Raw genomic sequence first — 17,347 nt, forward strand, 5'->3', positions numbered from 1 at the left:
ACTAAGATAGACCGGAACCGGTAAGAGGATCAGACGATGAACAAGGCAATATTGCTAGGCACGACGGGAGTGGCGGCTGCTCTTGCCATGCTGGCTTTCGGGTTCGTCGCCGGCAGTCCGCAGGTGGCCAAGGCCGATACGGCGCAGATCGTGCAGGTAGCGTCCTCGGACACCAAGATCGACCGCGCCGAGGTCGAGGGCATCATCCGCGACTATCTGTTGAAGAACCCGGAAGTGCTCCTCGAAGTGCAGGACGCGCTGGAGGCCAAGCAGAAGGAAGAGCAGCGCATTGCCGCACTCGGCGTCATCAAGAACGCCAAGGATGAGATCTTCAACTCGACCTTCGACGGCGTCGTCGGCAATCCCAAGGGCAAGGTCACCATCGTCGAGTTCTACGATTACAATTGCGGCTTCTGCAAACGCGCCATCGAGGACATGCGGGCGCTGACCAAGTCCGATCCGGACCTGCGCTTCGTGCTCAAGGAATTCCCGATCCTCGGCCCGGATTCGCAGAAGGCCAGCGTCGTCTCGATGGCCTTCCACCTGATGAAGCCGGAAAAGTATGGCGAGTTCCACAATGCGCTGCTGGGCGGCCAGGGCCGCGCCACAGAGGCGGCGGCCATCAAGGTGGCGCTGTCGCTCGGCGCCGATGAGGCGGAGTTGCGCGAGAAGATGAAGGATCCGACCATCACCGAGGCTTTCTCCAAGACTTTCGACCTCGCCAACAAGCTGGCCATCACCGGAACGCCGTCCTACGTGGTGGGCAACGAGGTGGTGTTCGGCGCGCTTGGCCAGGAAGTGCTGGCCGAAAAGATCGAGGCGGCGAAAGCCGCTCTCTGATCTTGCGCGCGAGCCTATTTCTCACGGGCACATTTCGGCCTGTTGTGGACAGGGAAAGATCGCACTTGCGCTCTTTCCGCGGGCGACTATGCCCATTATAGAAGGCCCTGCGCGCCGGCTTGAGGCAGGTGCTGGGAAAAGGTCGGCATTTTTGAAAACGATTTTCGTCCTGAACGGTCCCAACCTGAACGCGCTCGGCAAGCGCGAGCCCGGCATCTATGGTGGCAAGACGCTTGCCGCGATCGCCGACGATTGCAAGCAGGCAGGCGCCGCACTTGGCCTCGAGATCGATTTTCGCCAGTCGAACCATGAGGGCGACCTCGTCGACTGGATCCAGGAGGCCGGCGACAAGGCCGCCGGCATCGTCATCAATCCGGGTGCCTACAGCCACACCTCGATCGCCATTCACGACGCCATCCGCGCTATTGCGCCGCTGCCCGTCGCCGAAGTTCACCTCTCCAACATCCACGCGCGGGAACCATTCCGCCACGTCTCCATGGTTGCGCCGGTCGCTGTCGGCATGATCTGCGGGTTCGGGCCGCTTGGCTACTCGCTGGCGCTGCAGGCGCTGGCGGCACGCCTATGACCGGCCAACAAACAGAAGGCTCGAAAATGTCGATAAAGAAGACCGGTGTTGACCAGCAACTGATCCGCGATCTGGCGGGCATACTGAACGACACCAACCTCACCGAGATCGAGGTCGAGCTCGGCGACCTGAAGGTGCGCGTGTCGCGCCAGGCGCCGGCCGCCGTCCACGCCATTGCAGCACCTCAAGCAGGCTATGCACCAGCAGCGCAGCCCGCGGTGAGCGCAGCTGCCGCACCAGCGGCAGCCGATCCGTCCAAGAACGCGGTCCCCTCGCCGATGGTCGGCACCGCCTATCTCGCCCCCTCGCCCGACGCCAAGGCCTTCATCGAGATCGGCCAGAACGTCAAGGAAGGCCAGACGCTGCTGATCATCGAGGCGATGAAGACAATGAACCAGATCCCGTCGCCCCGCGCCGGCATGGTGACGGCGATCCTGTTCGAGGACGGCCAGCCGGTCGAATACGGCATGCCGCTCGTCGTGATCGAGTAGAGCGGGCCGGATGTTCCAGAAGATCCTCATCGCCAATCGCGGCGAAATCGCGCTTCGGGTGCTGCGCGCCTGCAAGGAACTCGGTATCCAGACCGTGGTGGTGCATTCGACCGCCGATGCGGACGCCATGCATGTCAGGCTGGCCGACGAGAGCGTGTGCATCGGCCCGCCGCCGTCGCGCGACAGCTATCTCAACATCCACCAGATCGTCGCCGCCTGCGAGATCACCGGCGCCGACGCCGTGCATCCGGGCTACGGCTTCCTGTCGGAGAACGCCAAGTTCGCCGACATCCTGGCCGCCCACAACATCACCTTCATCGGCCCGTCCGGCGACCATATCCGCATCATGGGCGACAAGATCGAGGCCAAGCGCACCGCAAAACGCCTCGGCATCCCGGTCGTGCCCGGCTCGGACGGCGCCGTCACCGATCAGAAGGAAGCCAAGCGCATTGCCGCCGAGATCGGCTATCCCGTGATCATCAAGGCATCGGCGGGCGGTGGCGGGCGCGGCATGAAAGTCGCTCTCACCGAGGCCGACCTTGAGATCGCCTTGCAGACAGCCTCCACGGAGGCGGGTGCGGCCTTCGGCGACGACGCCGTCTACATCGAAAAATACCTGCAAAAGCCGCGCCACATCGAGGTGCAGGTGTTCGGCGACGGCGCCGGCCGCGGCGTGCATTTCGGCGAGCGCGACTGTTCGCTGCAGCGCCGTCACCAGAAAGTCTGGGAAGAGGCGCCCTCGCCGGCCCTCAACGCCGAGGAGCGCGCCCGCATCGGCGGTATCTGCGCCAAGGCCATCGCCGACCTCGGCTATTCCGGCGCCGGTACCATCGAATTCCTCTACGAGAACGGCGAGTTCTACTTCATCGAGATGAACACGCGCCTGCAGGTCGAGCATCCGGTGACGGAAGCCATCACCGGCATCGATCTCGTGCACGAGCAGATCCGCGTCGCCTCAGGCGGCGGTCTTTCGGTGCGCCAGGAGGACATCAAGTTCAATGGCCACGCCATCGAATGCCGCATCAACGCCGAGGATCCGCGCACCTTCACGCCATCGCCCGGCACGATCACCCATTTCCACACGCCTGGCGGCCTCGGCATCCGCGTCGATTCCGGTGTCTATTCCGGCTACAAGATCCCTCCCTATTACGACAGCCTGATCGGCAAGCTGATCGTGCACGGACGCAACCGCGTCGAATGCATGATGCGGCTGCGCCGGGCGCTCGACGAGTTCGTCGTCGACGGCATCAAGACGACGCTGCCGCTGTTTCGCGACCTTGTCGGCAATGCCGACATCGCCAATGGTGACTACGACATCCACTGGCTGGAAAAGTATCTGGCCAAAGAGGAATAGCGCCCAAATTGCCGCTATGATGCAGCGATGACCCGCCCCTACGCGCCCGGCTATCGCATTCCGACCGACCTTTTGCTCAAGGCCTATGCCTCGGGCGTCTTCCCGATGGCCGAGAGCGCTTCGGACCCGGAAGTGTTCTGGGTACGGCCGGAGACGCGCGGCATCATCCCGCTCGAGGCGTTCCACACGCCGAAGAGCTTGAAGAAGACGATCCGCAAGCACCCGTTCGACATCCGCTTCGACTTCGATTTCGAGGCGACCATCGATGGCTGCGCCGAAAAGCGCGAGGAGCGCCGCTCGACCTGGATCAACGCGCCGATCCGCGAAGCTTATGTCGAGCTACACCGTCTCGGGCATTGCCATTCGGTCGAAGCATGGCGCGAAGAACGGCTGGTTGGCGGCCTCTATGGCGTGTCGCTGGGACGGGTGTTCTTCGGCGAAAGCATGTTCGCCAGGGAGACCGATGCGTCCAAGACCTGCCTTTATTATCTCGTCGAGCGGTTGAAGGCGCGCGGCTTCGCGCTGCTCGACACGCAGTTCACCACCGAACACCTCAAGCGTTTCGGCGCGGTCGACGTGCCGCGTGGCAAATACGAGAAGATGCTGGCCGACGCGCTGAAGGGCGAAGCCGTTTTCTATCCCTGAGCGGGAGACCGGACGTGCCCGGCCCACTCATCGACGGCTTGAGTGATCAGCTTTTCGCTGCGGTCTCCATCGGCGTCTGCGAGTGGAACATCATCTTCCAGCCGTTGACGCGGTGGACATAGCCGGTGCTGACAAGCGCCGCGTAGGGCTCGCCGTTTTCCCGTGTCGCATGAGCCTCATAAGTCAGCATGATAATGTCGCTGCCGGGCTCGATGATGCCCTTGAGGTCGATCTGCAGATCGCGCCAGCGGTTGGGTTTGGTCGCGGTCTTGGCGAGGTCGGCATTGTCCATCGCCTTCGCCATCTCAGGAAATGCCACCAGGCATTCTGTGTCGGCGTTGGCCGCGTAATAGGCCGAGTCGCCCGTCCAGAACCCCTTTTCAAGGTCGAGCAGTTCTTTCTTGCTGGCCGTGATCCGCTTGCTGTCTGACATCGCAAAATCCTCCAAGCGCATAAATGCGCGGTCGTTCATGGCCAAACGCGTGGTGGCCATGACGGTTCCGGAGGATCAGTTGGTGTCCGTCGCGTCAGGTTCTGCGGGATCTGGCTGTTCCACAGCCGGAGCAGCGGCGGGCTTCGGCTTGGAGGTATCGACTTTGGGCGTTTCGGCCTTGGCCGCGTCCGGCGGCGGCACATCCGACTTCTGCTTGCAGCCCTTCAGCCAGACGTCATAGACGGCATGCTCGACGGCATTGAGGCCGGGGCTTTCGGCGAACATCCAGCCGGTGAAGATACGGCGGATCTTGCGGTCGAGCGTGATCTCGTCGACCTCGACGAAGGAATCGGTCTTCGGTTCCTCGTTCTCCGGCCGCGAATAGCAGATGCGCGGCGTCACCTGCAAAGCGCCGAACTGCACCGTTTCGTCGATATAGACATCGAAGGTGATGATGCGGCCGGTGATCTTGTCGATGCCGGCGAATTCGGCGACCGGGTTGGTGATGCGTTCCGAGATTGCCGGCGCCGCGGCGGGCTCCTGGGCTGCCGCAAACGCTGTCGGGCACATGGCAACAGCGGCAACTGCCGTCAGTCCGGCCATCGATGTCAGGCTGAAAATGTTCATGCTGATATACCGGTGGTTTGGGCCTGGGTGATTCTGTCACGCCCAAGGCTATTCGCCGTTGTCATACCAACAAGCAGCTAAACGCCAATTGTGGCGACAAAAGACCGGCCGGTGGTCAAGAACCAGGCGTCCACGCATCATAGTCGCCCGTCACCTGCGGACGGTGCTGATTGGTGAGCACGGAACCCTTCGGGCGATAGGCGGCCGGCGTTCCCGTGAGGTTCGGCTCATGCGCCTTTTCCCATTCGCGCGGGCGATAATCGTCGCTCTGCGGCGCGACATCGACGCGATGATGGATCCAGCCGTGCCAGCCCGGGGGAATCGCCGAGGCTTCCGAATAGTTGGCGTAGATGACCCAGCGGCGGGTGCGGCCTTCCGAATCGACACCGCCTTCGTAGTAGACATTGCCGGTTGCATCCTGGCCGACCTTGGTGCCGTGGCGCCAGGTGTGGAAACGCGTTCCCAGCGTCTGGCTGTTCCACCAGGTGAAAAACTGCGTAAGGAAGGTTTTCATCAAAAATCCTCGCGGCGCGCGCGGCGGTGCCTGCTTCCCTGCTTATGGCGTCAGGTCATCGCGAAGGCAAGGGTTTTGCGGCGACTGCGGCACTGACGGCACACCGAAAGCATAAGCGTCGGTCGATCCATTTCGCAACTGCGAGCACCACGCTTGCCAAGCAGGCTGCGTCTTCCTAAAGCTCTTATCGCCCGGCGCTGGTCAACGCCGGCCGCGGGAGGTGAGGAATGGCCACAGCTGTCGTCAGGATCAGCGCGGAGACCATACGCGCCCGCAAGGGCGGCGTGCCGATCGTCTGTCTGACCGCCTACACCTATCCCGTCGCCCGCCTGCTTGACGATCATGTCGACCTTCTCTTGGTCGGCGACAGCGTTGCCATGGTGCTGCACGGCCACAAGACCACGCTCGGCGCCTCATTGGAGATGATGATCGCCCATGGCCAGGCCGTGATGCGCGGCTCGGCAAAGGCTTGCGTGGTGGTCGACATGCCGGCCGGCAGCTATGAGAAATCGGCCGCTCAAGCCGTTGCCTCGGCGCGCTGCATCGTTGAGGAAACCGGCTGCCAGGCGGTGAAGCTGGAAGGCGGCGTCGACGTGGCCGGTCAGATCGCGGCCATCGTCGCATCCGGCATTCCGGTGATGGGCCATATCGGCCTGCAGCCGCAATCGGTGGAAAAGGACGGCGGCTACAAGATCAAGGGCCGCACGCCGGAGAATGTCGCTGCCCTCATGCGCGACGCCGATGCGGTCGAAAAGGCCGGCGCGTTTTCGCTGGTTATCGAAGGTACCGTCGAGACTGTTGCCGCCGACCTGACCCGGCGCATCGCCATTCCGACCATCGGCATCGGCGCCAGCAGCGATTGCGACGGCCAGATCCTGGTCATCGACGACATGATCGGCCTGACCGTCGACCGGGTGCCGAAATTCGTCAAGGAATATGCCGATTTGCGCAGCGTGGTCGCCGATGCCGCCGCGCGCTATGCGGCAGAGGTGCGCAGTCGCGCCTTTCCCGGACCAGGCCACGTCTTTTCAGCCAAAACGGGCAAGGATAACGCATGAACCAGCCTGTCGTTGTCGACACTGTGCTTGCCCTTCGCGCCGCAATCCGCGACTGGCGGCGCGACGGCCTCAGCATTGCCATGGTGACGACCATGGGCGCGCTGCATGACGGCCATATCTCGCTGGTCAGGGCCGCGCTTTCGACGGCCGATCGCTGCATCGTCTCGATCTTCGTCAATCCTGCCCAGTTCGCGCCCACCGAAGACCTCGACAAGTATCCGCGCCAGCTGGCCCGCGATCTCGACCGGCTGACACAGGCCGGCGCCCATCTTGCCTTCACGCCGGCGGTTTCCGAAATGTACCCGGAGGGTTTCGCGACCAGGATTTCGGTCGGCGGCCCGTCTTCGGGGCTGGAATCGGATTTCAGGCCGACCTTCTTCGAGGGCGTCGCCACCGTCGTGGCCAAGTTGTTTCTCCAAGCCTTGCCCGACCGCGCCATCTTCGGCGAAAAGGACTATCAGCAGCTTTGCGTCGTCCGAAAACTCTGCCGCGATCTCGACCTGCCGGTGGACATTGTCGGGGCGCCGACCGTACGCGACGCGCATGGCCTCGCAATGTCGTCGCGCAATGCCTATCTCGGCGCCGCCGAGCTCGGTGTCGCACGCCAGCTCAATGTCATCCTGCGCCAGGCGGCGGCAGCGCTTGCAGCGGGCACCGACGAAAGCAGCGTGACCGCCAAGGCTGCCGCCGCGCTTATCGAGGCAGGCTTCGACCGCGTCGATTATGTCGCCGCGCGCGAGAGCCTGACCCTTGCCCCCTGGCGGCGCGCCAGCGACGGCCGCCTTCTCGCTGCGGCCTGGCTTGGCAGGACCAGGCTGATCGACAATGTGGAGGTTTCCTCATCTATTCCCTGAAAAAATTCCAAATCCGTTCAATTTGATTTGTATCGCAGCTTGGCTCGAGTGCCCGTAAACAGCGGTCTTTCAGGGTCATATCGACTGGTCTGATAGCGATAACACACCAAAACGTCGCTGTGAGATGTTTCACAGACGCGGCGTACCCGGCAATGTTGTGTTACCTCAGGCAGAGACAATGTGTGACCTGCCACTACGCTGCGATGCAAACGAGGCTCTATGTCTATCCAGCCCAACATCAACGGTCGCGCTCTGCCGCAGATTGTCGAGGCAATTTACGATTCGATTGCCGATGTCGGCCGTTGGCAGTCGACGCTTGAATCAATCTGCAAATTGGCACTTGGCCGGCTTGCCATGCTGGCGGTCGTCGACACATCAAGCAATTCGGCGCGGTTTTCGATATCCTGCGGCGATCCCGCCCTGCTCGAGCCGCTGCAGCGCGACTACGCCTGCGAAGTCCCGTTTTCCAAGGCGCTGCCGAAGATGGACATCGACATGCCGTTCACTGTCGATAGCGTCTATGCGCTGCAGGGCCCCGACGCGCGGCAGAAATGGATCGAAAGCCGCATCGTGCGCGAGTGGGTTGAACCCAACCGGCTCGACGATTTCTTCTGGGTGGCGCTGATGAAGCAGCCAGCGCGCACCGGCATGCTGATGGTGGTGACCGACAAGGACAGACCGCAGATTTCAGCCAGGGATCTCGACCTGATTTCCACACTCGCACCCCATGTCCGGCGTGCGGTGACCATCGGCGACCTGTTCGAGGCCGAGCGGCGCAAGGCTGACATCTTTCGCTCGATCATCGAGAGCCTCGACCATCCGGTGCTGATCGTCGCCGACGACATGCAGATCATCTTCGCCAATCCGGTAGCCGAAGCGCTGCTCGCGCAGAACACCTCCGTGTCCTCGGTGCGCGGCCAGCTGTCGTTCGCCTATGGCAATGCCAACGCCGCCATCGGCCGCGCCGTCCAACTCGGCACCCGCGACGAATTCGCGCTCGGGCCGTCAGGCATCAACATTCCCCTGGTCCGGTCCATGGTTCCGGCGGTGGCGCATGTCATGCCGCTGGCGCGACGCGACATTTCGGCCCGCATGTCGCAACGCGCCGCCGCCGCCATCTTCATCGCCGCCGCCGGCGCAGCACCCGTGCCGGCGCTGGAAGCGATCGCAGCGCTGTTCGGATTGACCGCGGCGGAAAAGCGCGTTGCCGGCCATGTCTTCGCCGGCCGGACCCGGCGCGAAATCGCGGCTGCCAGCGGCGTCTCTGACGGCACCATCAAATCACAGCTGGCGACGATCTTCGACAAGACCGCCACCGGCGACCAGCGAGAATTGCAGCTCCTGATGCGGGAATTGACGCCGCCGCTGCGCCCGGCCTGACACGCGCCGTCAGCTATCTATCTCAGTGGCTTCTCAAAGATCAGCGCTGGCAATCCTGAGCCGCCGCCGCAATCGGCAGTGCTGCCGGCTGGCACAAACCCTTTCGCCCGATAAAAGGCAATGGCCGGCTTGTTGGCCTCTTCCACCTCGACGCGCAAGGTATTTGCCTCGGGAAAGCTGGCCTCCACCTCGTCCAGCAAGGCCTGGCCGATACCTTGCCGCTGGCAGGCGGGCAGGACATAGAGCTGGTTCAACAGCACGGTCTTCGCATCCGTCGTAGCGGCGGCGAAAGCCATGCCGCCGATGCGCTTGCCGTCGTCGGCGACCAGGAATTCTGAATTCGGCCTTATCAGCCGCGCCTTGAGCGAGGCGATTGAATGCCAGTCGTCGGTGATTTCTCTCACCCGCTCAGTGCCGTAGATAGCGTCGTAGGTCGCATGCCAGGTTTCGACCAGCAGCGCGCGGATGGCGGCAAGGTCGCGCTCGCTGGCGGTGCGGACGAACATGGCCCTATTCGATGCCGAGCTTGGCCTTGACCAGATCGTTGACCGCCTGCGGGTTGGCCTTGCCGCCGGTGGCCTTCATCACCTGGCCGACGAACCAGCCGGCCATGGTCGGCTTGGCGCGCGCCTGTTCGGCCTTGTCTGGGTTGGCGGCGATGACCTCGTCGACCGCCTTCTCGATGGCGCCGGTATCGGTAACCTGCTTCATGCCGCGGCTTTCGACCAGCTGGCGCGGATCGCCGCCCTCGTTCCAGACGATCTCGAACAGATCCTTGGCGATCTTGCCGGAGATGGTGCCTTCCTTGATCAGGTCGATGACGGCACCGAGCTGCTCCGGTGTGACAGGAGCATTTTCAATGTCCTTGCCGGCTTTGTTGAGCTGGCCGAGCAGATCGTTGATGACCCAGTTGGCGGCAAGCTTGCCGTCGCGGCCGCTGGCCACCTGCTCGAAATAATCGGCGATCGGCTTTTCCGACACCAGGATCGAGGCGTCGTAGGTCGATAGCCCGAGCGAAGAGACCAGCCGTGCCTTCTTGTCGTCGGGCAGTTCCGGCAGTCCTTTGGCCAAAGCATCGACATAGGCCTGGTCGAATTCCAGCGGCAAAAGATCGGGGTCGGGGAAATAGCGGTAGTCATGCGCCTCTTCCTTCGAACGCATGGAGCGCGTCTCGCCCTTGGCCGCATCGTACAGCCGCGTTTCCTGCTCGATCTTGCCGCCGTCCTCCAGGATAGCGATCTGGCGGCGCGCCTCATAGTCGATGGCCTGGCCGATGAAGCGGATCGAGTTCATGTTCTTGATCTCGCAGCGCGTTCCGAACTCGCCACCGGGCCGGCGTACCGAGACGTTGACGTCGGCGCGCATAGAGCCTTCGTCCATGTTGCCGTCGCAGGTGCCGAGATAGCGCATGATGGTGCGCAACTTGGTGACATAGGCCTTGGCCTCGTCACCGGAACGCAGGTCAGGCTTGGAGACGATCTCCATCAGCGCCACGCCCGAACGGTTGAGGTCGACATAGGACATGGTCGCATGCTGGTCGTGCATCGACTTGCCGGCATCCTGCTCGAGGTGCAGGCGCTCGATGCCGACCTCGATATCCTCGAATTCGCCCTGGCGGTCGGGGCCGACAGAAACGATCACCGTGCCCTCGCCGACGATAGGCTGCTTGAACTGCGAGATCTGATAGCCCTGCGGCAGATCCGGATAGAAATAGTTCTTCCGGTCGAAAACCGACTTGTGGTTGATCTGCGCCTTCAGCCCGAGACCGGTGCGGATCGCCTGCTTGACGCATTCCTCGTTGATCACCGGCAGCATGCCCGGCATGGCCGCATCGACCAGGCTGACATTGCCGTTGGGGGCCGCACCGAAAGCGGTCGAAGCGCCGGAAAACAATTTTGCTTCGGAGATGACCTGCGCGTGCACTTCGAGACCAATGATGATTTCCCAATCGCCGGTGGCGCCGGGGATCAGGCGCTTGGCGTCGGGCGTGCGGGTGTCGATGAGGGTCATGGTGGCCTGCGTACCTAGAATTCTCGGATATGCATGAGACGCATATTTGGATGTGAAACTTCGCTAGTGCAAACCGCCAAAAGAGACAAGGCCAAAGCCGCAGTCTGGCCTTTTCCGCCACTTTCGCCTACAGGACGCCCATCCCAATGGAGAGTGGATGTCCACTTACGCTCAGTCCCGGTAAGGCCCTGACCTCGTAGCGAGGCAGGGCAAGAAGACCTGAAACCCCGTGCCGTGAAGCTTCGCGGCGGCGGAATTTTTCGTTTTCCCGGGAATTTCTCCAATGGATATTTCGCGCAGCGCATGACCCCGAAAATCGGAGTCGATTTTCGGAAAGGGATCATGCGCCAAGTGATAAGTGCCACAGCGTCCTTTGCGCGTCCACGAGGACGCGCGGCGCTGTGGGGACAGCGCATCCTGCACCTGCTCGCACAGGGCGGGCGCATCGAAGTCGAAAAGAACGACAAGAAACGCATTGCCAACGTCAAATGCATGACGCGCGACGGCTGGCACTATCCAGGCGTCGATCTCGATCTGTTTCGAAAACTGAGGCGAAGGAAGGCGGTTTCGTCTTGCAATGGCGGCCCCTACCGCATCACAAGGCGCGGACTGCAACTCGTCCGCTCCGAACTCGACAACCGATAGAGTAAAATACCGCCGGCCGGTCTTCCGGTCGGCGGATTCTTCGTCGAGTCAAGCCGTTGCGATATAGGCCCGGATCTCTTCAGCCTCGCGCTCGACATCCTCGATGCGGCGCTTGACCACGTCGCCGATCGACACGATGCCGTCGAGCATCCCGTCCTTTTCCACCGGCAGATGGCGGAACCGGCCTTTGGTCATGATCTCCATCACCTCGTTGACCGTGTGGTTCTCGTTGCAGATCTTCACTTTCGGCGTCATCGCCGAGCGCACTGCGATGTCAAGTGCGGCAGCGCCTTCCTTGGCAAGCACCCGCACGATGTCGCGCTCGGAAAGGATACCGACGATCTTGCGATCGCCATTGGTGATGACCAGTGCACCGATCTTGTGGTCGACCAGGATTCGAATGGCTTCGCTCAGCTTTTCATTCGGCCCGAGCGTGAACACGTCATGGCCTTTTTTCTCGAGAATTGCCTTAACCGTCATGGCGTCCTCCTCCTGCTGCTTGCCTAGCCAGCTCCCGCCCTGGCCGGCTTCACATAAGAGTGAACATCGTGCGCCGTGATCGGTTCCTTTTCAAGTGCGCCAGTGGGGTGCTTAGTCGGGAGTGCTCTGGTCCTCGGGGATTTCCCATTCAGGCGCCTGCCAGCGCCGGTCGAACCAGCGCAGTCCGAAGAAACCGGCGACAAGCCCGCCAATATGCGCCTCCCAGGCGATCTGGCCGGGCACGCCGAGCCCGAGACCATAGAGGCCGGTGACGAGATTGATGATCATCCAGGCGCCGAGAAAATTGACGACGCCGCGCATCCGCAGAACGATTGCGATCGGCAGCACGGGACCGGCAAAGGCAGCCCTGCCGGACGAGCGGTCGGTACGGAACCCGAAACGCGCCGCAGCACCCATCATGCCCGATATCGCTCCGGAAGCGCCGACCAGTGGCGCTTCGCCATATGGATGGACCGCCCAGAACAGCACCACCGCGGCCAAGCCGGTAACGGCGAAAAACAACGCGAACCAAAGCCAGCCGAGACGGTTGGCCAGCGGCGAGCCGAAGGCGGCCAGCGCAACCATGTTGATGGCAATGTGGGCAAGGCCGCCATGCATGAAGGCATAGGTGAAAGGACGGCTGAAGAGGAACCCGTCGAAGCCGTATTGGCCGGTGTAGAGGACGGGAATGAAGGCCCCGTCGGTGAGCAATGTTATCTGCTGGTCCTCGGTCAGCACATATTGCTGCAGCAGGAAGACGGCCACGCAGATGCCGATTATCGCCTGCACCACCGGCGGCAGGTTGAACACCGGCTCGCGGCGCGGCGGCGGCGGCTCTTCGGTCTGTTCGGTCTCGGCGGGGCTTGTCGGTTCGCTCATTCACTTGGGTCCGGGATTTGTTCCGCGAGCTTTAGAGCAAGGATGCTTCGGTTGAAACTGCCCTGCATCCTCTGACACCTCGCATGACGCTTTCCGTCAGGTGATGACAGCACAGATCGCGCTGTCCCCGATGCCAGGGAGGCGGCAGATCTTCTCACCTTGGCCTCGACGGGTTTAGACTGAAAAAAATCGTTGGCCCTGTCGGCTGGGCCCGCGCTCCGCCGTCCTTGATGAAAGCGACGCAATCGGGAGGAGAAAATGCCAGAAAAAATCCTCGTGCTCATCGGCACGAAAAAAGGCGCCTTCATCGCCGAGAGCGATGGCAAGCGCGGGTCGTGGAAGCTGCGCGGTCCGTTCTGCGAGCACTGGCCGATGAACCATGTCGTCGGCGACCCCGAGACCGGCGCGATCTACGGCGCCGGCGGCAACGAATGGTTCGGTCCGGCGGTCTGGAAGTCGGACGACCTTGGCCAGACCTGGACGCATTCCAGCGAGGGCTTGGCCTATGCGGCTGGCGACGAACCGATCAAGGCGGTATGGAGCCTCGCCAAGCGCAACGGCAGCCTCTATGCCGGCGTGCAGCCGGCCGGCCTGTTTCGCTCCGACGACGGAGGGGCCACGTGGAGCCACATCGAGGGCCTGCAGCATCACCCGAGCCGCAAGGACTGGAACCCAGGTGGCGCGGGCCTCATCCTCCATTCCATCGTCACGCACCCCGCAGACGAGGAGCAGATCTGGGTAGGCATCTCGTCCGCAGGCGTGTTCTACACTTGGGACGGCGGCAAGACGTGGGAGCCGCGCAACCGTGGCACCCGCGCCGACTTCCTGCCCGAAGGACAAAACTATCCAGAATTCGGCCAGTGCGTACACTGTCTGGTGATGGCGCCCGGCAAGCCCGACCGGCTCTACCAGCAGAACCATTGCGGCATGTACCGCTCCGACGATGGCGGCAAGAACTGGCAGAGCATCGAGAAGGGCCTTCCCTCGACCTTCGGTTTTCCCGCGGCCACGCATCCGCGCGACGCCGACACGCTCTTCCTTCTGCCGCTCAACGGCGACAGCGCCGGCCGCTACGTGCCGGACGCGAAGGCGGCGGTCTGGAAGACGGAGGATGCGGGAGCCACATGGCTCGACGAGCGCAAGGGTCTGCCGCAGGAGAACTGCTATACGGGCGTGTTGCGGCAGGCTATGGCGACCGACAGCCTCGAGCCGGCCGGAGTCTATTTCGGCACCAGCGGCGGCTCGCTCTTTGCGAGTGCCAACGAAGGCGAAAACTGGTCGGAGATCGCTCAGCATCTGCCAACGATTCTGTCCGTCGAGACGATGGTGGTGGGCGAGTAGGACAAATGTCGAACAACTCCGCCCGCAGTGTGCACCATGTCATCGCGCGGCTCCCGGGCGTGCTCATCGACCTGTTTCCTGGCGCGCCGCGCCGGGTCGAACTGCCGGCCTCGACTGTGAAGGAAATGATCGACGGGTTGGACGCGCTCTGGCCCGGCATGCGCGACCGGATGTGCGATTCCCGCCCTGCCATCCGCCGCCATATGAACGTTTTCGTCGATGGCGAGAAGGCAACCCTGGAAACCCGGCTCGCGCCCGGCACCGAGGTTTTTATCCTAACGGCAATCAGCGGCGGTTAGGCCAGGGAACAGGTAGCCCACCCTCCCGACGATATCCCCGGCCGCAAGCGAGGGAGAAGGGATCAGTTGGAGGATCCAGTTGGTGGCGGCGCGTTCATCGCTCGCCGACGGCAGGAAGCTTGGCGTCGAGACCCTCGACGGTTTTCGAAGCGCGCGAATCACCGGGCGCGAATCAAAAAGAAGCCGTCCAAGGTTTCCCTTGAACGGCCGGTCGAGCCCCTGCTCCCCCTAAAACTCTTGACTGAAGTGCTGCCGATCGTCGCGAAACGACCGCTTCTGGAGTGGTTTTGCTGTGCCATGGCGGCCTCGCGCGCGCAACGTAAACCACTTGTTAACCTTAACGTCCCCGACCCGTGAACAAGTGTTAACGACGCTGGCACGCATCCTGCGAGGCACCGCATGTAGGTCATCGGAGAGCGCCCTTTCTGTTCACCGATGGGACACCAAAAGACAGATCGCGCGGAGCCGCATAGCATGAACCAGAACGGATCAATCACGCTGTTCCAATATTGGAACCGGCTGCGTGATGGGCGCCCTGCCCCGAAGCGATCGGAAGTCGAACCCGCCGACATCAAGGCGCTTTTGGCCGATACATTCATCCTGGAAAGGGACACGCGCGGCGAAGCGGTGTTCCGGCTTGCCGGCACCAGGCTTTGCGCCGGCTATGGCCGCGAACTCAAGGGCTTTTCCTTCCCGTCGCTGTGGCGCGAAAAGGACCAGCGGCTGGTGTCGCGGCTCATTCACGGCGTCTTCGAGCAGAAATCCGTGGTGCTCATCACCTATGAGGGGTTCAGCCGCAACGGCCGTTCGAACCGTTTCGAACTGCTTGCCCTGCCGCTCGACGGCGGTGTCGAGAACCCGCGCTGCCTCGGCGTCGTCAGCGCCGTCGAAAAGCCGTTCTGGCTGGGCGCAGATCCGATCACCGACGCCTTGATCGACGCCATCCGTGTGATCGATCCCGACAAGGAACCGATGTTCCTGAAAAACCGGCCGGAAATATCCGTTCCTTCGCTGGCTCCTGCCGAGCTCGAAGCGCCGGAGACCATCTCGGCGCTCGGTCGGTCGCGACGCATCCGCCACCTCGTCGTGTTCGAGGGAGGGCGTGGTGAATAGTGCATGTCGCCTGAATCCGATCAAACGCGAGGCGCTTTAGGCTCAAATCCAAGCCCCGACCTTAAGTATCGGTAGCCCGCTTTTCCCCTTTGTTAACCTGATTTGCTGTAGCGTTTCGGCGTGAAGTTCCACGCACGACGCGGGAATGCCAACGGGGTGTAGGCAGTCATGAGGTCAGCGGCGGTCGAATATGCGCCGTCCCGCGCCGAAAGGCGTAACTTTCAGCGCGTCCGGGTCAAGATCTACGGGCGCTTCATGCTGGAAGACCGCACCGAACACCCATGCCAGGTGGTCGACATGTCGCCGGGCAATGTCGCGCTGCGCACCGAGCGCGTCGGCATGCCGGGCGAAAAAGTCATTGCCTATATCGATCATATCGGCCGCATCGAGGGCGTGGTGACGCGCACCTCGCAGGACGGCTTTGCCATGACCGTCATTGCCTCGGACCGCAAGAAGGACAAGCTTGCCGCGCAGCTGACCTGGCTTGCCAACAAGCATGAGCTCGACCTGCCGGAAGATCGTCGCCACGAACGCGTGGCGCCGCGCAACCCGACCAGCGTGCTGCAGCTCACCGACGGGCGCCAGTATCAGTGCCGCATTATCGACCTGTCCCTGTCGGGCGCGGCGGTCGAGATCGACGTCAAGCCGGCGATCGGCATCCAGGTGATGCTTGGAACCATGCGCGGCCAGGTGGTGCGTCATTTCGAGGACGGCGTCGCCATAGAATTCGCTGTCATCCAGCGCCCGGAAACTCTCGATTCCGAGTTCAACGCCCCGCGCGCCTGAACGATCGGCAAACACGCAGTAAAAAACGAACCGGCCCTTCGCGGCCGGTTTTTTGTTGCCCGGCATCCCGCCTCGGCACGCAAGCATGCGGGACCGCCGCCAACGCCTGAAATCCACGCCTGCGGCCTGCGACCGCATTGCAAAAGCTCCGACTTTTGCGCCCGTGTCTGAACGATTTTATATTAAAATAGATCAAATTTTACGCTTATTCTATTGGGGTTTTACTCAATGTCTACTTCGGGTTTTTGCGTGAAATAAATCGACCTGTGTCATTGTCTCCTCAAACGGGGAGACTGACCAAATGGCGAAGACGTGGGGCAAGCTGTTGCTCTTGGCAATAGCGATGCAGCTTTCCGCTTGGGGAATGGCGCAAGCAGCGGGACCGGCCTACATGCACACTGGCGGCCGCACCACACAGCCCGTTGGCCATTACGAATTCTGTCAGAAGCTGCCGCAGGAATGCGCGCAGCGGACGCCCAAGCAGGCGCCGGTAGAGCTGACCCGCAAGCTGTGGTCGTCGATCGTCAGCATCAACAATTCGGTCAACACCCGGATCGTGCCGCGCACCGACATGGAAATGTGGGGCAAGGAAGAGGTCTGGTCCTATCCCGACAGCGGCTTCGGCGACTGCGAGGACTATGCGCTGGAGAAGCGCCGCGAATTGATGGCGCTCGGCGTTCCGGCCGGCAACCTGCTGATGACCGTAGCGCGCCAGCCGAACGGCGACGGCCATGCGGTGCTGACCGTGCGCACCAGCCTCGGCGAGTTCATCCTCGACAATCTGGAGTCCAAGGTGCTGTCCTGGACCGACACCGACTACACCTATCTGAAGCGCCAGTCCGACACGAATTCCGGCGTATGGGTGACGATCAATGACGGCCGCGCCGACGCGGTTGCCAGCGTCCGCTAGGACGCGGAAACGATAAAACGCGTCCGCTAAAAAGGCAGCGCAAACAAGAGATCCGCCCGCTCAGGGCGTAACGAGAAAACCCGGTCGAGTCCCCACCCTCCC

General features: G+C 62.4%; 21 protein-coding genes. 14 read left to right on the plus strand and 7 right to left on the minus strand.

Translation table 11 applies throughout. The features are described from left to right. The first annotated feature begins 36 nt into the window (after window positions 1–36). The 5 genes from AC04SG_RS30935 to aat all read left to right on the plus strand — a co-directional run bounded on the left by AC04SG_RS30935 (window position 37) and on the right by aat (window position 3,916). Window positions 37–840, plus strand: coding sequence for a DsbA family protein (locus tag AC04SG_RS30935; RefSeq protein ID WP_192251637.1), 804 nt, complete (start codon window positions 37–39; stop codon window positions 838–840). Between the two features lie 151 nt (window positions 841–991). Continuing rightward, on the plus strand, window positions 992–1,426 hold the full coding sequence (gene aroQ, locus AC04SG_RS30940; RefSeq protein ID WP_112564337.1) for a type II 3-dehydroquinate dehydratase: 435 nt from the start codon (window positions 992–994) through the stop codon (window positions 1,424–1,426). 26 nt (window positions 1,427–1,452) lie between these two features. After that, window positions 1,453–1,917, plus strand: coding sequence for an acetyl-CoA carboxylase biotin carboxyl carrier protein (accB, locus tag AC04SG_RS30945; RefSeq protein WP_488554126.1), 465 nt, complete (start codon window positions 1,453–1,455; stop codon window positions 1,915–1,917). Window positions 1,918–1,927: 10 nt separating this feature from the next. Then, window positions 1,928–3,271 carry an acetyl-CoA carboxylase biotin carboxylase subunit gene (gene accC / locus AC04SG_RS30950; protein WP_112564333.1) on the plus strand — a complete coding sequence of 448 codons (1,344 nt, stop codon included), beginning with the start codon at window positions 1,928–1,930 and terminating at the stop codon, window positions 3,269–3,271. 27 nt (window positions 3,272–3,298) lie between these two features. Beyond that, on the plus strand, window positions 3,299–3,916 hold the full coding sequence (aat, locus tag AC04SG_RS30955; RefSeq protein ID WP_192251621.1) for a leucyl/phenylalanyl-tRNA--protein transferase: 618 nt from the start codon (window positions 3,299–3,301) through the stop codon (window positions 3,914–3,916). A gap of 46 nt (window positions 3,917–3,962) precedes the next feature. Here the strand turns inward: aat and AC04SG_RS30960 are convergent, their stop codons facing one another. From AC04SG_RS30960 to AC04SG_RS30970, 3 genes are all read right to left on the minus strand, one after another. Then, the gene (locus AC04SG_RS30960) at window positions 3,963–4,349 is read right to left on the minus strand and encodes a hypothetical protein (protein ID WP_192251617.1); all 387 of its coding nucleotides are present in this window, start codon (window positions 4,347–4,349) and stop codon (window positions 3,963–3,965) included. Window positions 4,350–4,424: 75 nt separating this feature from the next. Further along, a complete protein-coding gene (locus tag AC04SG_RS30965) occupies window positions 4,425–4,976 on the minus strand; it encodes a DUF2155 domain-containing protein (RefSeq protein WP_352585943.1) in 552 nt (183 codons plus the stop codon). A gap of 115 nt (window positions 4,977–5,091) precedes the next feature. Then, a complete protein-coding gene (locus tag AC04SG_RS30970; RefSeq protein WP_488554127.1) occupies window positions 5,092–5,490 on the minus strand; it encodes an NADH:ubiquinone oxidoreductase subunit NDUFA12 in 399 nt (132 codons plus the stop codon). Window positions 5,491–5,717: 227 nt separating this feature from the next. Between AC04SG_RS30970 and panB the strand changes: the two genes are divergently transcribed. The 3 genes from panB to AC04SG_RS30985 all read left to right on the plus strand — a co-directional run bounded on the left by panB (window position 5,718) and on the right by AC04SG_RS30985 (window position 8,782). Beyond that, complete coding sequence (panB, locus tag AC04SG_RS30975; protein WP_488554128.1) at window positions 5,718–6,548, plus strand: 3-methyl-2-oxobutanoate hydroxymethyltransferase; 831 nt, start codon at window positions 5,718–5,720, stop codon at window positions 6,546–6,548. Further along, a complete protein-coding gene (panC, locus tag AC04SG_RS30980; RefSeq protein WP_488554129.1) occupies window positions 6,545–7,402 on the plus strand; it encodes a pantoate--beta-alanine ligase in 858 nt (285 codons plus the stop codon). The genes panB and panC overlap by 4 nt, the downstream gene beginning before the upstream one ends. Window positions 7,403–7,621: 219 nt before the next feature. Continuing rightward, the gene (locus AC04SG_RS30985; protein WP_488554130.1) at window positions 7,622–8,782 is read left to right on the plus strand and encodes a helix-turn-helix transcriptional regulator; all 1,161 of its coding nucleotides are present in this window, start codon (window positions 7,622–7,624) and stop codon (window positions 8,780–8,782) included. Window positions 8,783–8,799: 17 nt separating this feature from the next. Here AC04SG_RS30985 and AC04SG_RS30990 read toward each other — a convergent pair whose 3' ends face one another. Together AC04SG_RS30990 and gatB are read right to left on the minus strand one after the other, a co-directional pair. After that, complete coding sequence (locus AC04SG_RS30990) at window positions 8,800–9,288, minus strand: GNAT family N-acetyltransferase (protein ID WP_488554131.1); 489 nt, start codon at window positions 9,286–9,288, stop codon at window positions 8,800–8,802. A gap of 4 nt (window positions 9,289–9,292) precedes the next feature. After that, entirely contained in the window at window positions 9,293–10,792 is a 1,500-nt protein-coding gene (gatB, locus tag AC04SG_RS30995) for an Asp-tRNA(Asn)/Glu-tRNA(Gln) amidotransferase subunit GatB (protein WP_488554132.1), read from the minus strand. Window positions 10,793–11,134: 342 nt separating this feature from the next. Here gatB and AC04SG_RS31000 point away from each other — a divergent pair, with 342 nt between their 5' ends. Next, entirely contained in the window at window positions 11,135–11,437 is a 303-nt protein-coding gene (locus tag AC04SG_RS31000; RefSeq protein ID WP_488554133.1) for a YjhX family toxin, read from the plus strand. Between the two features lie 48 nt (window positions 11,438–11,485). On the opposite strand, the gene AC04SG_RS31005 is transcribed toward AC04SG_RS31000, so the two are convergent. Next, entirely contained in the window at window positions 11,486–11,917 is a 432-nt protein-coding gene (locus tag AC04SG_RS31005) for a CBS domain-containing protein (RefSeq protein ID WP_192251597.1), read from the minus strand. Between the two features lie 111 nt (window positions 11,918–12,028). After that, a complete protein-coding gene (locus AC04SG_RS31010; protein WP_488554134.1) occupies window positions 12,029–12,796 on the minus strand; it encodes a rhomboid family intramembrane serine protease in 768 nt (255 codons plus the stop codon). 258 nt (window positions 12,797–13,054) lie between these two features. Here AC04SG_RS31010 and AC04SG_RS31015 point away from each other — a divergent pair, with 258 nt between their 5' ends. The 5 genes from AC04SG_RS31015 to AC04SG_RS31035 all read left to right on the plus strand — a co-directional run bounded on the left by AC04SG_RS31015 (window position 13,055) and on the right by AC04SG_RS31035 (window position 17,245). Then, the gene (locus AC04SG_RS31015) at window positions 13,055–14,137 is read left to right on the plus strand and encodes a WD40/YVTN/BNR-like repeat-containing protein (RefSeq protein WP_488554135.1); all 1,083 of its coding nucleotides are present in this window, start codon (window positions 13,055–13,057) and stop codon (window positions 14,135–14,137) included. 5 nt (window positions 14,138–14,142) lie between these two features. Then, the gene (locus tag AC04SG_RS31020; RefSeq protein WP_352560926.1) at window positions 14,143–14,436 is read left to right on the plus strand and encodes a MoaD/ThiS family protein; all 294 of its coding nucleotides are present in this window, start codon (window positions 14,143–14,145) and stop codon (window positions 14,434–14,436) included. 474 nt (window positions 14,437–14,910) lie between these two features. After that, window positions 14,911–15,549 (plus strand): PAS domain-containing protein, encoded by a 639-nt coding sequence (locus tag AC04SG_RS31025; protein ID WP_488554136.1) that lies wholly within the window; start codon window positions 14,911–14,913, stop codon window positions 15,547–15,549. A 168-nt stretch (window positions 15,550–15,717) separates the two neighbouring features. Beyond that, window positions 15,718–16,335, plus strand: coding sequence for a PilZ domain-containing protein (locus AC04SG_RS31030; protein WP_192251586.1), 618 nt, complete (start codon window positions 15,718–15,720; stop codon window positions 16,333–16,335). Between the two features lie 301 nt (window positions 16,336–16,636). After that, window positions 16,637–17,245 carry a transglutaminase-like cysteine peptidase gene (locus AC04SG_RS31035; RefSeq protein WP_488554137.1) on the plus strand — a complete coding sequence of 203 codons (609 nt, stop codon included), beginning with the start codon at window positions 16,637–16,639 and terminating at the stop codon, window positions 17,243–17,245. Window positions 17,246–17,347 lie beyond the last annotated feature (102 nt).

It is taken from the genome of Mesorhizobium sp. CNPSo 4684, from assembly GCF_057784315.1.